Annotated in this window: 13 protein-coding genes and 1 pseudogene; 13 read left to right on the top strand and 1 reads right to left on the bottom strand. The window is 48.5% G+C overall.

Annotated elements, in window-relative coordinates; all coding sequences use genetic code 11:
- From NCN04_RS02190 to NCN04_RS02145, 10 genes and pseudogenes are all read left to right on the top strand, one after another.
- Positions 1-819: pseudogene (locus NCN04_RS02190) on the top strand (hypothetical protein); the annotation flags it as partial.
- 258 nt (positions 820-1,077) lie between these two features.
- Entirely contained in the window at positions 1,078-1,518 is a 441-nt protein-coding gene (locus NCN04_RS02185) for a hypothetical protein (RefSeq protein ID WP_250395052.1), read from the top strand.
- Positions 1,515-2,207: a pilus assembly FimT family protein gene (locus NCN04_RS02180; RefSeq protein WP_250395051.1), complete on the top strand. Its 693-nt coding sequence runs from the start codon at positions 1,515-1,517 to the stop codon at positions 2,205-2,207. The genes NCN04_RS02185 and NCN04_RS02180 overlap by 4 nt, the downstream gene beginning before the upstream one ends.
- A 109-nt stretch (positions 2,208-2,316) precedes the next feature.
- Entirely contained in the window at positions 2,317-3,921 is a 1,605-nt protein-coding gene (locus tag NCN04_RS02175; RefSeq protein WP_250395050.1) for a vWA domain-containing protein, read from the top strand.
- Between the two features lie 762 nt (positions 3,922-4,683).
- Positions 4,684-5,190, top strand: coding sequence for a type IV pilin protein (locus tag NCN04_RS10620; protein WP_284498520.1), 507 nt, complete (start codon positions 4,684-4,686; stop codon positions 5,188-5,190).
- Between the two features lie 557 nt (positions 5,191-5,747).
- Positions 5,748-6,281: a type IV pilin protein gene (locus NCN04_RS02165; RefSeq protein WP_350223223.1), complete on the top strand. Its 534-nt coding sequence runs from the start codon at positions 5,748-5,750 to the stop codon at positions 6,279-6,281.
- Between the two features lie 482 nt (positions 6,282-6,763).
- Positions 6,764-7,909 carry a hypothetical protein gene (locus NCN04_RS02160; protein ID WP_250395048.1) on the top strand — a complete coding sequence of 382 codons (1,146 nt, stop codon included), beginning with the start codon at positions 6,764-6,766 and terminating at the stop codon, positions 7,907-7,909.
- Between the two features lie 2 nt (positions 7,910-7,911).
- Complete coding sequence (locus NCN04_RS02155; protein WP_186524735.1) at positions 7,912-8,382, top strand: type IV pilus modification PilV family protein; 471 nt, start codon at positions 7,912-7,914, stop codon at positions 8,380-8,382.
- 26 nt (positions 8,383-8,408) lie between these two features.
- Positions 8,409-8,951, top strand: a complete 543-nt coding sequence (locus NCN04_RS02150; protein ID WP_250395047.1) for a hypothetical protein — start codon at positions 8,409-8,411, stop codon at positions 8,949-8,951.
- A gap of 316 nt (positions 8,952-9,267) precedes the next feature.
- Positions 9,268-10,890: a vWA domain-containing protein gene (locus tag NCN04_RS02145; protein WP_250395046.1), complete on the top strand. Its 1,623-nt coding sequence runs from the start codon at positions 9,268-9,270 to the stop codon at positions 10,888-10,890.
- 4 nt (positions 10,891-10,894) lie between these two features.
- Here the strand turns inward: NCN04_RS02145 and lepA are convergent, their stop codons facing one another.
- Positions 10,895-12,709: a translation elongation factor 4 gene (lepA, locus tag NCN04_RS02140; RefSeq protein ID WP_250395045.1), complete on the bottom strand. Its 1,815-nt coding sequence runs from the start codon at positions 12,707-12,709 to the stop codon at positions 10,895-10,897.
- An 89-nt stretch (positions 12,710-12,798) separates the two neighbouring features.
- Between lepA and NCN04_RS02135 the strand changes: the two genes are divergently transcribed.
- The 3 genes from NCN04_RS02135 to NCN04_RS02125 all read left to right on the top strand — a co-directional run.
- A complete protein-coding gene (locus NCN04_RS02135; RefSeq protein WP_250395044.1) occupies positions 12,799-13,128 on the top strand; it encodes a DMT family transporter in 330 nt (109 codons plus the stop codon).
- 8 nt (positions 13,129-13,136) lie between these two features.
- On the top strand, positions 13,137-13,463 hold the full coding sequence (locus tag NCN04_RS02130) for a hypothetical protein (RefSeq protein ID WP_250395043.1): 327 nt from the start codon (positions 13,137-13,139) through the stop codon (positions 13,461-13,463).
- A 47-nt stretch (positions 13,464-13,510) separates the two neighbouring features.
- Positions 13,511-13,897, top strand: a 387-nt coding sequence (locus NCN04_RS02125) for an iron-containing alcohol dehydrogenase (protein ID WP_250395042.1), incomplete at its 3' end; no start/stop codon positions are given.

Genomic DNA, 13,897 nt, shown 5'->3' with positions numbered 1-13,897 from the left:
CCAGCGCCAGGTGATCAAGATAGGGATGGTGCAATGGATCTCAAAACCGATGGCACACCAATTTTGTATCCAGCACTTCCCTGCAGCGAAGCAGTCTGTGTGCGTGATGCCGATGAAACCCAGACTGGTGACTATGGCATTACTGATTCAGGAGACTTTCGAACCCTAGAAGAAGAAGGGATCAACATTGATCCTGACGGATCAGTGATCACCCTAAAAACAGATATCCTCTGCAACCAATCCAATCAATTTGATTGCCATGTTTATCTTGATCATGTGAACTTAAGCAACAAAAAACTCTTAATCGAAACGACAGACACAAGATCCGTTGTTCTGCATTTGGAGCAGCCCATTGCATATCCAAACGATCCAAATTTTTCACGCGCAATCACACTCTCAGGTTCAGCAAAGCTTTGCAGCGTGAATCCAGGTACTACTACCTGCAATGGAAAGCCTGAGCAGCTCGTGATCATGGCCAGCGGTGGATCAGCACCCGCAGACGCCTGCAACACAAAAGTGAGGTCATTAAGTTTCAAAGATGACAACCTGCCCTATGCGCTGCTGTATCTTCCAACAGGAACCATTCGGCCCAACAATGCAACCCTCAGCGGTCTGGCATGGGCCAGCAGCATCTGCGTTGTTGATGAGAACAACAATCCATCATCCTTTACGTTAAACACATCGCAAAGCGGGATGCCCATTGTTCAAAGAGCGAACGACAATTGGGGATGGCTCAGCCGCTTTAACTATCCGGGCTATGGCCGCATGGTCACCAGGGCCATTCGAGGTACAAGCCTCGACACCTTTGAGCGCTGGTAAGAAATACGAAGCCCAAAAATGCTGTCTCAGACAACACACAGGAGGATCAGGATACAATTTAAGGCCGATCATTGAGAAGCCTCAGTTTAAAACGACAAAAGGAATTTAGACTACTTCTATAGATCAGTAGAGGAAGTTAAAGGATTAAATGCCCTCCAACAGCGAATCGAGACAACGCATGAGCTCAACTCAATGAAACATCCATTTGTCGTAATTCGATCACTACAGAAAAGAGCTTCTAGTTCCTCTGGTTTCACGATGATCGAAACCTTGATTGCAGGCTTAATCGTGGCTGCCGTCATGACAGCGGTAGGTCGCCTTGGGATCACCTCAATGGCCACAAGCGCAAACCAATCCTCGCGTACCAGTATCGAAGCCGCGATCAATGATCATATCCAATTGGTCCAAATGCAAGATTCCTACCTAACGGCTGATGCCATTAAAGCCGAATCAGGACTCAACACTGCTTTGGAAACAGCATGCGAAGATCCAAGCACTTTTCTGATGAATCATCTGCAAAGAGCAGATGTCGCTGGAACAACTCCAAACCCTGAATTGACAATGGAATGGAATAACAGCGATCCCTACCTATTGGTATTGACCTACAACTTCGAAGCCCCCGAATCAACCATCGGATCCGAAAAACGGATGATCGAAGTTAATCCTAACTTTTCCTCCCAGTGTTACAACCTCCAATGAAACACACAAAAAATGGATTCACCTTGATTGAGATGCTAGTGACCGTATCCCTACTCTCTATCGCTACAGCAGCAACGGTGCCAATGATCATGAGAAATCGTTGGCAAGGAGATGTCAAAACGTACGCCTATAAGCTAGAAGCAGGATTATTGGATTTAAAGGCAAAGCTTGGCAAGCAAAAAACCAGCTGTCTCGTTGAGTTTCCGTCAGCCTATTCATTCCAGACACCAGATAATCTTGTTGAGTTTAGTCAAGCCAGCAGCGGGAATACAACAACAATGCAATGCTGCAACTCTGAAATCAGCCAGCTTGCTAATGACCCCGACTGCAGCACAGGTACGCCTGGCTATACCCTCAGTACACTCACGGGCAGAGACCAGGATAATCTCCGAATTGTGCAATATGAGTCCACACCATCATCAAAAGCAGTTCGTGTAGCAGTCAGTACAACAAACTTTGGATTCACACCACCAGGCACAACTTTGCATTCAGAAAAGATTTCATTTCTAATCTGTCATGAGCGATCATTATCAACAGATGATCCCACAACCTGCACCCCCGGAAGAAATAAATTAGACATACGTTGTGTCCAAATTGACGGAGCAGGAGAAGTATCCAATGGTCTATGGATGCTCGATAATGTAGAAGCCTCACCTGCAATCAGTGATGGCTCATGCAAAACAACATAAGCTCACAATTCAGGCCATTCTCAGCAACACTTCACCCCATATTTCACCATTAGAACAAATAAATGTGACATATTAATCTTATGCATCGATAATCAGGAAAGAAGCGATGATGAACCTCTATCCGCAAAAATCAACAATAAAAAAGCCTCGCAGAAACGGCTTCACCGCGACTGAGCTGTTAGTTGGGATCGTAGCTGGAACGATGATTATCGGAGCGGCATCAACCGGTCTACGTACCACTCAAACCCTGATCTCTGAATCTCACGGGAAAGCAACACTTAGGCAAAATACAACGAATGGCTTACGCCTGATGCGCTCTGAAATTGAGCGCAGTATGAATCTGCTAGTGAAGCGCACTGAAGCCGTACAGGAGGGAGAAGAAGATACTGATCTCACCCAATACAATGAGATTATCAACTACTGCAAAGGATTGCCTCAAGCCGGTAGTTTCAATCCCGTCTTTGGAATCAATATGGTGGAGCTTGATGACCCAGTTATCTATGGGATCGGACTGAGTGGAGACGGGCGCGGCTACTCCCTGCTTCGCTGTGGATCTCCCCTCAACATGGATGGGACCTACATATCAGCTGAAGACACAAATACAGGCAATGAACAATACCAATCCGGCGTCTTTATCAGCAGAATACTGGACGATATTGGAACGATCCCATGCAAAGTGAGCGATCTACCTGAAAACGAGGTATGCCCAGAGAGTGAATCATTGAGTACTATTTTAAATAACACAAGCTTTGCCTTTACGAGGAGCAAGTCTCCAGCGCGAACATCACAACAACCCGCATTGAGAATTCAAACAGATATCAATACCAAACTTGTAAAATTCATCGATCCCTATGAACTTGACGACTCTAAAGATGACCCTTATCAAATCTCTGCAAGTTTCCTTGAAAGCGCCAATGGTGTGAAAAGCCAGGCTAAGCAAGATCTCTATTTTTCAGCATTTGCCCGTGCCGATAAACGCGTTCGGTTTGGCTATGGCGCCACCGATGGTGGAGAAGGGAATGGATATGCCGGTGGAGCATTCTTCCAGAACATTACAAGTAGCAATTTGCGTTTTATCCTTGATGGATCAGGCTCAATGAGTGCCTGTGTGGCCTGGAGCGGAGAATACGGCAATACACGCCGGCGCTTCTACGATCCAAATCGTGGCTACTTCCGTACTTACGAAATTTGCAGCTTCACCCGCATGGAAGCACTGCAACATGAAATGATCGACATCATCAGCAATCTGCCCGACTACACCAAAATTGGGCTTGCTTCCTTCAGTACAAGTGGAAAACGCAACAACAAAACATGGGAAGATAGCCGCAACAATCTGGTAGAGCTAGGTCCTAGTAATTCAGAAGCACGTCGATCAGCAATCAGATTTGTTAATAGCCTCAGCAGTAGCGATCCAACATATTGGGGAGGCACGATGCCCTGGAGCACACTGGATGATGCCTTTGGCGACAATCTCACAGATACGATCTATTTCTTATCTGATGGAAAACCCAACAAAGACCGCAACGGCAACACATGGAGCAGTTATGACTACGACAACGTTGCTGACCACTACGCAGCTCTCAATACAGCGAGGGTAAACAACGGAGTGACCTCCATTAAACTCAACTCAACCAGCGTTGGGCTTGATTCAGAGTGGATGCAAATCCTCTCAAGCAGAACATCAGGGGAATACATGAAAGTTGATGGTGTCTAGCGCTATGAAATCCGTTCTATAAAAAGAAAACTCCTGAAAGATGTCTTTCTCGTTAGGAAGTCTAGTTTAACTTCAGCACCGCCATGAAGGCTACCCCTGGCACATCCACATTGCCCATTGCCTTCATTCACGTTTTATCCTTCGCCTGTTTCTTCAACAGTTTTTTCGTGCGCGAAATTTCACCGCCATAGCGCATGGCCAACAAAAACAGATTAAGTTGAGCAAACAACCTAAAGAAAATATCTCGAATGAAACCGGAGACAAACAAAGACGCAAAAAAAATTCAAAAGCTTTTCCAAGCAATACAAACTCGCAATCGCGAACTCGAAATCGTTGACAACTTGACGACACCATAGTCATCAACAAATTACAACAAATCTATTAACAGACCTGAAGAGGAAGAAGAAAGTAAAGGCTGGCACTGGTGAAGACAATAGATGTCATGAAAAAGGAAAGCCCATGAAGAAGCATGTGATCAGTAGGCCCCACTAAGAGGAGAATCCATATGAGCATCAGGCAACCAAGAAGCGGACTTAGCTTTGTCGACTGACGGAAACGTGACAAGCAAGCACCAACCCTGAACAAAAACTCGGTCCCTGGATCAACCAAAAGTCATTGGCATCACTGGGACGAAGACAAGCAGCCGTCGCTTTCAGGCAACTTTCAGGCAACTTTCACCAAACCCTTGCGCACTCGCTGATCAAAAGTAAAATCCGCCTGAGCAAGCACGTTCCGTGCAAATCCACTAATACACCCAAAACCATGAGCAGCCTCAACAGCCGCATTCAACTATCAATTCTCAGCAGAAAGAAGGAGCCTGGTCTGGTTCAGAAAGGCTTCACGTTAGTGGAGTTGATGATTGTCATTGTGATTGTAGGGATTTTGAGCGCAATCGCTTTGCCAAATTTCCTTAACAACACCACCAAAGCAAAAGCAACTGAAGCCAAGACTAAAATTTCCGCGATCTTGAAAGATGCTCACGCTGAATATCAACTGGATGGAGACATCGCAACAGCTGTAGCTGCTGCGGAAGAGCAAGCAGAGGAAAATGATTCTGATAATTTTACATACACTGCGGAAGAAGGGGCTGCTGATGATCAAGTAACGGTTACTGCAGAAGCCAATCCAAGCGCTGATGGAGGTGACGCAACCCTAGTAACGGCTGAGACGGATGGAACCGCCCTTGATGGGTGCGTGAATCTCACAACAGGAAAAATCGAGATCAGAAAATCATTTAAAGACGACTCTGCTCTTGACTGCAGCGCTTAAAATCAGTCTCAAGCCAAATCTAAAGTCAAAAATCATCAAGACCATCTCAATGGTGATCTTGATGATTTTTTCGTAGCAATAACATTGCAATTAAACGCTTTCTCAAAAAAGCTGATGACAAGCAACTGGCATCTCAAGCGGCGAGAAAGCAAGATGTTCAGGAAATTGGTCACATTATCGGAACCAGAAACCGCGACAAATCTGGAACCAAATCATTAATCAAGCAATAAAAAGGTAAAAACACAACCACCCAAGTATTTCATCTAAGAACCAATTAAATCCACACCTTTGCTGCCCATCCACTGTCTTAGTGCCCTAAGCAGGCATCAAAACTCATATTTCAGCTCTATCATCACCACTTTATTTTAAAACTGAAGTCCAAACCTTAAAGAGCAATGATGATTGAAACATATTATGAAAGATAGGAGTCATAGCTGAAGCGGCTGACATCCCATCCATGCCTAGTCTGTTGACACTAAAAAGCAAAAAAAATTGCGCATCCTCTAGCTTTTCCTTGAATTTCTCCTTAACATTAGCTGAGGAAAAGATGAGAGCTCGTGCTTACCTGGCTCAACAGACGTGATTGCTATAGGCCCCTAGGGCTCAAAGGCTTCACCTTGACAGAGGTGATCATCACTGTGGGAATTGTTGGCATTTTGAGCTCAATCGCTCTACCCAATTATTTTCGTCAGATCCAAAGAACGCACCAGGCTGAAGCGAACGCGACCATGGCACAGATGATGGCAACGGTCGCTGCATTTGCTGATGAGTTTGGAACGCAACCCAAGCGATGGGTTGACCTGAACACCATGACAACCTTGATGACAAATCAAGGCCCAGCCGTGATAGAAGACGGCGAATTAACGAAGACCATCACCCTACCTGGTGAACGCTATCAATTGAATCGAATCAACAGCATGAATGCAGACAAATACTACGTATTTGAAGCTATAGCAACTAACACAGCAGCGTCAGATTTAAACATCATTGCTTGCATTGATCTTCAAACTGGCGCTAGTGATCAAATCATTGGCCGCAAAGATGAGGCGGCAAATATCAACTCGTTAAAATGCCAAGGGAATAGCGGATGAAGATCAATACCACTAGAACTAAACATTGTCGGAAGGACGAAAGCGGGATTGCAATATTACTGGCGCTCATGCTGGGATTAGTTCTGAGCGCCGGAGCGAGTGCTTTATTGATTAATCAATTATACGCAAAAAGGCTAAGCAGCTCAGAAAGCTATCAGCAAATATCAGAAGCTGCTGCACTGAATGGATTTAACAGGATATTGGCGCTGCTGAACAACCCAGACAAAGATCAATATCGGGGATTCCTCTTTACGATCGACAATCAAGAAAATACGTCTGTCGCGAATAATGGATTCACCTGGTTAAATTTACAAGACAATCCTGAGCTTAATTTAGAGGAAATCTGCACAGATACCAGTATAGGAATGCCCGATCATCCCATTGCATCAAGGTCTTGGCCAACCAACGAAATACCGTTTCATACGAGTGATCGTAAAATATTTAGGGAGGATTCACAGGGGAAAATTCAGGCTTTTTATCGCATGCGTGGCTACTCAAGCCCAAGCAAAACTGGGGTGGGAGAAGGTGTCTTTGAGGTGGAAGGCGTCGTCAAACGCATCAACAATTCTGGCGAAGAGCAGATGCTTGCTCGTACGCTCCTGACCCGCTCCCTCTATGTGAATGGAAGCGTCTCAAATGAGAATGATTGGGGCGTCTTAACAGCCCAATATTTGGATTTGGGCCCAGCCCAAATCGACGGACCAGGAAGCATTCTTCATTTGGTCCAAACCAATCAGCCCTATCTCCGTACGGATGGATGCTCAAGCAACACACTGCTCACAGAAGCACGTGGACAAACCGATAATGACAACCAGTTGGGATTACGGATCTGGCCTGTCTTGAATCGAACTCTTCCGCCGAGCAACCTTTATGCCATCAGTCCCAAGATTGATGAGCATATTTGGAGTTTTGATGACACGAAAAATCAATGCGGACCACGCAGGAATCGCTCCTCTATCTGCATTAGAGACAAAACAGACAGCCGTCGGAGAGCACCCATAGATGTTATAAGGGAAGGTAATTCAGTGCGCATTCCCGCAACAGCGATTTGCCCTGGCCATAGTGGCGACTGCCATGTCTATGTGGAGCACATCAACTTACAAAAAAACTCTCGATTGCTGATCGAAAACGACAGCCGTCCAGTGGTACTGCACATGGAATTACCCCAGGGTGCTTCACCCTCTCCATCCGGAATGAGTGGAGGAATCCAGCTCGGAAACAACGCTCAAATTTGCGGGGTTAATACTGGATCCGACGATAGCTGTAACAACAGACCTGAACGCCTTGTAATTACAGCCAGTTCTGGAGATTCACCTCAAAACTGCCAACCATCACAGCAACAACTGAAGATACAAGGAGTGAGTCTTCCTTCCGCCATGGTGTCGCTACCCCGTGGAAGCGTCTATCTCACCGGTGATACTCAACTACGAGGAATGATCTGGTCCCATGCATTCTGTGCGAATGGACATCAACTCAAACTCACCACAACCGACGTAAGCAGCAATCAACATCTCAGCCTGCAAGCAGGTGAACTATGGGAGTGGAAGAACAGTGGTTTCACTGGCATTGGACGCACCATCAGCCGGGGCATTCTTGGCACTGGCATCGACACATTCCGTCAGTGGTAGTCATGCGAAATCAATGCAGCAACTCCTGCGAAGGATTTACCCTCCTAGAGGTGCTCATCGGAGCCCTAATCCTGGCAGGGGTGATGATCGGCATCAGCAGAGTCTCAATCTCTGCCCTCACCCGAACCAGCATCGAACAACAGCGAAGTCGTATCGAAGCAGAGATCAACAGCAATATGCAACTCATTCAGCAAGCGAATAGTCGTCTCACCCTGGAATCCATCCCACCCCTCGATCGAGAGCGAGCGTGTTCGGCACCAGAAGCCTATTTAATTTCCCGAATCAATCAGGCTGGCGCTACTCAGCATGTTCCACGACCAGCCATGGCCGAACGCACATTCACGATCACCTCTCTAGGAAAGGGGTGGGATGTCATTGAAGTCGCTTATGAATTCCAAGCACCAGAGCAAACCATCTCCACAGAACAGAGAATGGTTGAACTTCATCCAACCTTTGCTCCCCGTTGTCGATGAGAGGCATAAGGACGGGTGGCTTCACAATGCTGGAGGTTCTCGTGATCGCGACGATTGCAGCGCTCACAGCAAGCTGGGTGCTACCGACATTTCGTCGTCAACGTCTTCAGGGAGAAGTTGACCAGTACTCGCGTCTCGTCGAAGTAGGCCTTTTTAATCTGCGCACGCGCTTGCGTGAAGAGCGCCTCTCACACTGCATTTGCTTTGAGGCAAACAATTGGGCGCCTCCATCATCAATGGGATTAGAGCGGCAACAACCTGATGGAAGCCAAGCCAAACCTCTGAATCATTGCAGCGAAGAAGATCCTTCTAGCCGTCTGAGGGTCATGAATTTAGAGGGAAGTCGCGTGAGTAAAACAGTGCAAGCACGATCTCTGGAATCGAAATTTTGCATCAGTCCACCGGGGACAAGTGCCACTCCTCAGACGCTCACGCTTCTACTGAAATCGATCCAAAGCGATTCTGACCCAAACCTGTTGGTGCGATGCCTACACATGAATGGCAATGGCTACTTGATACGAGGCAACTGGAACCAATCGACGCAAACATGCCAACCCAAATGGGGGTAACCACAACAGAGCAGGCAGCACAACCCTGGATCACTTGAAACAATTCGGCAGCTCCGTCAGCAGTGGGATTAGAGCATCAACAACCCAATAGCAGAGAGCCGAAGATCCTTCCAAACGTGCAAGCAAAGCCTCAAAGCGATTCCCAGCAAAGACACCTGGCGCAATGGCTACAGATGAATCGCAATGGCTACTTGATAGAGGCAATTGGGAGCTAACGCCTCAGACGCGCAGACCCAAGCAAGGATGACAGCCACAAAAGTGGCACAAAAAAGCTGGATGTACATCGCCGCATTTGCGCAATGCGTCTATCAATGGATTGTTGCCTTTGCGCATAACTCATCTCATGCTTGCGCGCAAGCCCCTTGCCCAAAGATTGGCCGAAGCACGAAAAGCTCGTGTACGCCCAAACGGATTTGGCATGGCCGAAGCCGTGATCTCTCTTGGTGCGAGTGCTGTTCTCGTGAGCGCCTCAGCTGCTGCGTTATCGACAACCGGGTCCATCATCAGCCACACGGGAGAAAAAACATCTCTTCGTCAGAACGCCTCAGGTGGCTTGCGCTTGCTGGGATCAGAAGTTCAACGGGGCTTGCACTTGTTGATCAAGACAAAAGACACGCCGAAAGCTGAGCTAGCCCATACAGATTTAAATCATCAACAATATTCGTCCTCGATCCAGGAGTGTGAAGCGATTGCCATTGATAGGAAACGCGCTTTCCAACCTGCCTTCGGCATTCGCATGGCTGAGCTTGACAGGCCAGTGATTTATGGATTGAGCACCAGTGCCCGTGGCAACGGCTACGCCCTTGAACGCTGTGGAGCACCGCTCACCATGGATGGACGCTACGGCGAAGTAGCTGAGACATATATCGCACCGATTCTCCAAGACATCGGTGTGATGCCATGTCAGGGCAACCCAGACACTTGCAATTCCCCAGTGAATCCCGATGGAACCGAAAAGTCTCTGAATGACATCGTCAAACAACTGGATTTAGATTTTGCAGTCATTGCAAACCACGGCGAACGTACTCCAGCTCGAGTTGCCAAGGAACCCGCCTTCGCCATTGAAACCGATTCTGCTCGCAAACTCATAAAAATTGTCAGTCCCAGAACCGAAGAAGAAGAAGAAGAACAAAATCCAAGTTATCTAGAAATCAAAAATGGCTTGCGCAGTGTTAGTCGACATGACCTTCATTTCGCGATGTATTCTCGCGCATCTAAAATCGAAGATACAAGCTCTAACGAGCAAGGAGCACTATTGAACGGAGCTTTCTTCCGCAACATTAGTTCAGATCGAGTGCGCTTTTTAGTCGATGGATCAGGATCCATGAGCGCCTGCATTCTTTGGGGAAGTGGCCGCGGCCAGCGACGCACATATTGGAACGGCAACCGCTATATCTCAACTCGAAAAATCTGTGCACTAACACGGATGGAATCTCTTCAAAATGAATTAGTCATGATCATCAACGGCTTACCTGATAACACCAAGATCAATATTGAATCGTTTAGCTCGAGAGGATATCTCAATCACAGGAGATGGAAGCCTTCTGTCGACGGCCTTATCTCCCTAGACAATTCTGAAACACGTCAATCAGCGATTTCTTTTGTACATTCACTAAACGATGGCAGCGTTACACGCTGGGGCGGCACCATTCCATGGGATGGATTAGATACAGCACTCAAGGATCAAGAGACCGACACGCTTTATTTCCTCTCCGATGGAGAGCCGAATACGAACCCTCAAGGCCGTCAATGGTCAAACGATGATTTCAGCTCTACTGTTGACAACTACATTTCCACAAACAATCAGCGCGACAAAAAAATAACGATCAATACAACCGCACTTGGCTTAAACTCAAACTGGATGAAAGATTTAGCCAATCGCAGCACAGGAGACTACTTGATGATTGACAAGAACTACATCACAGTAGCCCAACAATAAAGTCTTAAGGGGTTTGATTTAGTTTCAGCACGGCCATGAAGGCCTCCTGCGGCACATCCACCTTGCCCATCGCCTTCATCCGTTTCTTACCCTTCGCCTGCTTCTTTAAAAGTTTCTTCTTGCGCGAAATATCACCGCCGTAGCACTTTGCCAACACATCCTTACGAATCGCACTAATGCTTGTACTCGCAATGATGCGGCTACCGATGGAAGCCTGCAAGGGGATTTTAAATTGCTGGCGGGGAATCAATTCCTTGAGCTTTTCAACTAAGCCCTTGCCCACATTGTAGGCCTTATCGCGGTGCACGATCGTCGTGAGGGGATCAGCTCTTTCGGCATTGATCAACACATCCAAGCGCACAAGTTCATTCTTGCGATAGCCAATTAGGTGGTACTCCATCGAGGCATAGCCCTGGGTACGAGTCTTCATTTGATCGAAGAAGTCTGTGACCACTTCCGCCAAGGGCAATTCATAAATCAAGGTCACACGTTCCTTCGTGATGTATTTCATATCGAGATACTCACCTCTGCGCTCTTGGCATAAGCCCATCAACGCTCCATTAAAATCATTAGGCGCATAAATTTCCATGCGCACATAGGGCTCCTCAATGGATTCACGCTGCTGAGGATCCGGAAGCGTGGCCGGATTATCCACTAAAATTTGCTCCCCATTCGTCAAATTCACGTTGTAAATCACCGATGGAGCGGTAACTATCAGATCCAAGTTGTATTCACGTTCCAAGCGTTCTTGCACAATCTCCATGTGCAACAGGCCGAGGAATCCACAACGGAAGCCAAAACCCATCGCACTGCTGGTTTCAGGTTCGAACTTCAGCGCTGCATCCGAGAGCTGCAATTTATGCAGGGCTTCCCGTAAATCCGGGTATTGATCTGCTTCCGTGGGAAACAAGCCGCAAAACACCATCGGTTTTGCTTCCGCATATCCAGGAAGCGGTGCATCAGCAGGCTCATTCACCAAGGTAATGGTGTCTCCCACCCGAGCATCAGCCACAGCCTTGATCGATGCCGCGAGATACCCCACCTCTCCGGCGTGGAGCTCATCCACCTTGATTTCATCCGGAGCCATGATCCCGACCTCATCGAGTTCATAGGTTTTGTTGCTCGCCATCAACAACACTTTGTCTTTGCGACCAATGCTTCCGCTCATCACACGGAAGTAAACAATCACTCCGCGGTAAGGGTCGTAATAGGAATCAAAGATCAGAGCTTGAGTGGCCTCCTTCACCGTGTCTGCGGGCGGTGGAACGCGGTCCACGACGGATTGGAGAATCTCTGGAACGCCCAGGCCTGTTTTGGCAGAGCAAGGAATCGCATTCGAGCAATCCAAACCGATGATCGCCTCAATCTCCTCCTTGATGCGATCGGGATCTGCACCCGGCAAATCAATCTTGTTAAGCACCGGAATGATCTCGAGATCGTTCTCCAGTGCCATGTACACGTTGGCCAGGGTCTGAGCCTCCACCCCTTGGCTTGCATCCACCACAAGCAAGGCCCCTTCACAGGCCTGAAGGCTGCGGCTCACCTCGTAGGAGAAGTCCACATGGCCGGGTGTGTCGATGAGATTGAGCACATACTCCTCGCCATCCGCCGCCTTGTACTTCATGCGTGCGGCCTGGAGCTTGATCGTGATCCCCCGTTCCCTCTCCAGCTCCATGTTGTCAAGGAACTGCTCTTGCATGTCCCGATTAGCCACTGTTCCGGTGTCTTGCAGCAAGCGGTCAGCCAACGTCGACTTGCCGTGGTCGATATGGGCAATGATGCAAAAGTTGCGAATCCTTTTGACGGGAGCGTCGGTCATGCGGTTAGCGAAATCCCGGCTCGGGCTTCTGATGAAGGCAGTACGCCAATCCTAAGGAGCCGCCACCAATTCGATGAGAGAAACGCTTCATGCCCGCACCCTGGATTCTGTTATTGCTGGCGATCGCTTCCGAAGTGATTGGAACCTCCTGCCTCAAACTCTCTGAGGGTTTCAGCAGGCCGATTCCCACACTTGTTGTGCTGGCCGCTTACTCCATCGCGATGCTGTTGCTCTCTCGTGTGGTGCAGACCATTCCTCTGGGCATCACCTATGCCCTATGGAGTGGAATCGGGATCATCGCCATCGTGCTGGTTGGCTTGCTTGCCTACAAGCAAGTGCCCTCCCCAGGTCAGCTAGTGGGAATCGCCACAATCACAGCTGGGGTGATCATCGTGAATCTCACTGGCAAGCATCCCTGAACACAGCAATGGATCTCCTGCGCATCCCCCTTGGGTGGATCAAACCTGCCCTGACCATGGCCGCAGCCCTGACCATGGGGGCACCTTTTGCAACATCAACTTGGTCCTGTGAGCTGCACCAATCGCAGCCGCTGAAGGATGGGTCAACCCTCAAGGAACAGACCACCCAATTCGTTCCTGAGGATCACAAAGGAATGGTTTGCATGGCGATCGCACCTCAATGCATGACAAAGAAGCAGTGGGCGGCCCATTGCCTCAGCCAAAGCGATTGGATCGAATCCAAAAGCTGCCGGGACGCACTCGATCGACCCAATCCAAACCCAGAAGAGAGCTGACGTCTGAACGCACATTGGCTATCGGGAGAGAGGTACTCCCAGCTCCCATGGCTTACCCACTGGAACAAGGCTGTATTCATCGGCGTCCGCTAGCCGTCCTGGCGTCACCTGGTCGCTACGTCCAAGGCCCAGGAGCAACGCATGAACTCGGTCGAGAATTAAAGCGATTGGGGCTGTCCGATTCTGTGCTGTTCATTGCTGGCGGTACAGCAGAGCGCTGCCTAGCCCCCATCTGGCAAGCAGAGCTCCCGCCCCTTGGCCTCACCCCTGTGATTGAAACCTTTGGAGGGGAATGCAGCGAAGCGGAAATAGATCGCCTTGTTGAACTTGCCAAAACGCACACCTTCACGGCAGTCGTGGGCGCCGGTGGTGGCAAAGCATCCGACACCGCCCGCGCCGTCGCGAACGAGCTGGAACTTCCCGTGGTGATCACC

Origin of the sequence: Synechococcus sp. MU1655, assembly GCF_023630655.1 — a bacterium.
Taxonomy (GTDB): domain Bacteria; phylum Cyanobacteriota; class Cyanobacteriia; order PCC-6307; family Cyanobiaceae; genus Synechococcus_C.
The sequence above is the reverse complement of the archived record's forward strand: the minus strand, read 5'-3'. Positions and strand labels throughout refer to the sequence as shown.

Coding starts and splice junctions, on each gene's coding strand:
- NCN04_RS02185 (WP_250395052.1), top strand. CDS start 1,078: ATGATCGAAACCTTGATTGCAGGCTTAATCGTGGCTGCCGTCATGACA.
- NCN04_RS02180 (WP_250395051.1), top strand. CDS start 1,515: ATGAAACACACAAAAAATGGATTCACCTTGATTGAGATGCTAGTGACC.
- NCN04_RS02175 (WP_250395050.1), top strand. CDS start 2,317: ATGAACCTCTATCCGCAAAAATCAACAATAAAAAAGCCTCGCAGAAAC.
- NCN04_RS10620 (WP_284498520.1), top strand. CDS start 4,684: ATGAGCAGCCTCAACAGCCGCATTCAACTATCAATTCTCAGCAGAAAG.
- NCN04_RS02160 (WP_250395048.1), top strand. CDS start 6,764: ATGCGTGGCTACTCAAGCCCAAGCAAAACTGGGGTGGGAGAAGGTGTC.
- NCN04_RS02155 (WP_186524735.1), top strand. CDS start 7,912: ATGCGAAATCAATGCAGCAACTCCTGCGAAGGATTTACCCTCCTAGAG.
- NCN04_RS02150 (WP_250395047.1), top strand. CDS start 8,409: ATGCTGGAGGTTCTCGTGATCGCGACGATTGCAGCGCTCACAGCAAGC.
- lepA (WP_250395045.1), bottom strand. CDS start 12,709: ATGACCGACGCTCCCGTCAAAAGGATTCGCAACTTTTGCATCATTGCC.
- NCN04_RS02135 (WP_250395044.1), top strand. CDS start 12,799: ATGCCCGCACCCTGGATTCTGTTATTGCTGGCGATCGCTTCCGAAGTG.
- NCN04_RS02130 (WP_250395043.1), top strand. CDS start 13,137: ATGGATCTCCTGCGCATCCCCCTTGGGTGGATCAAACCTGCCCTGACC.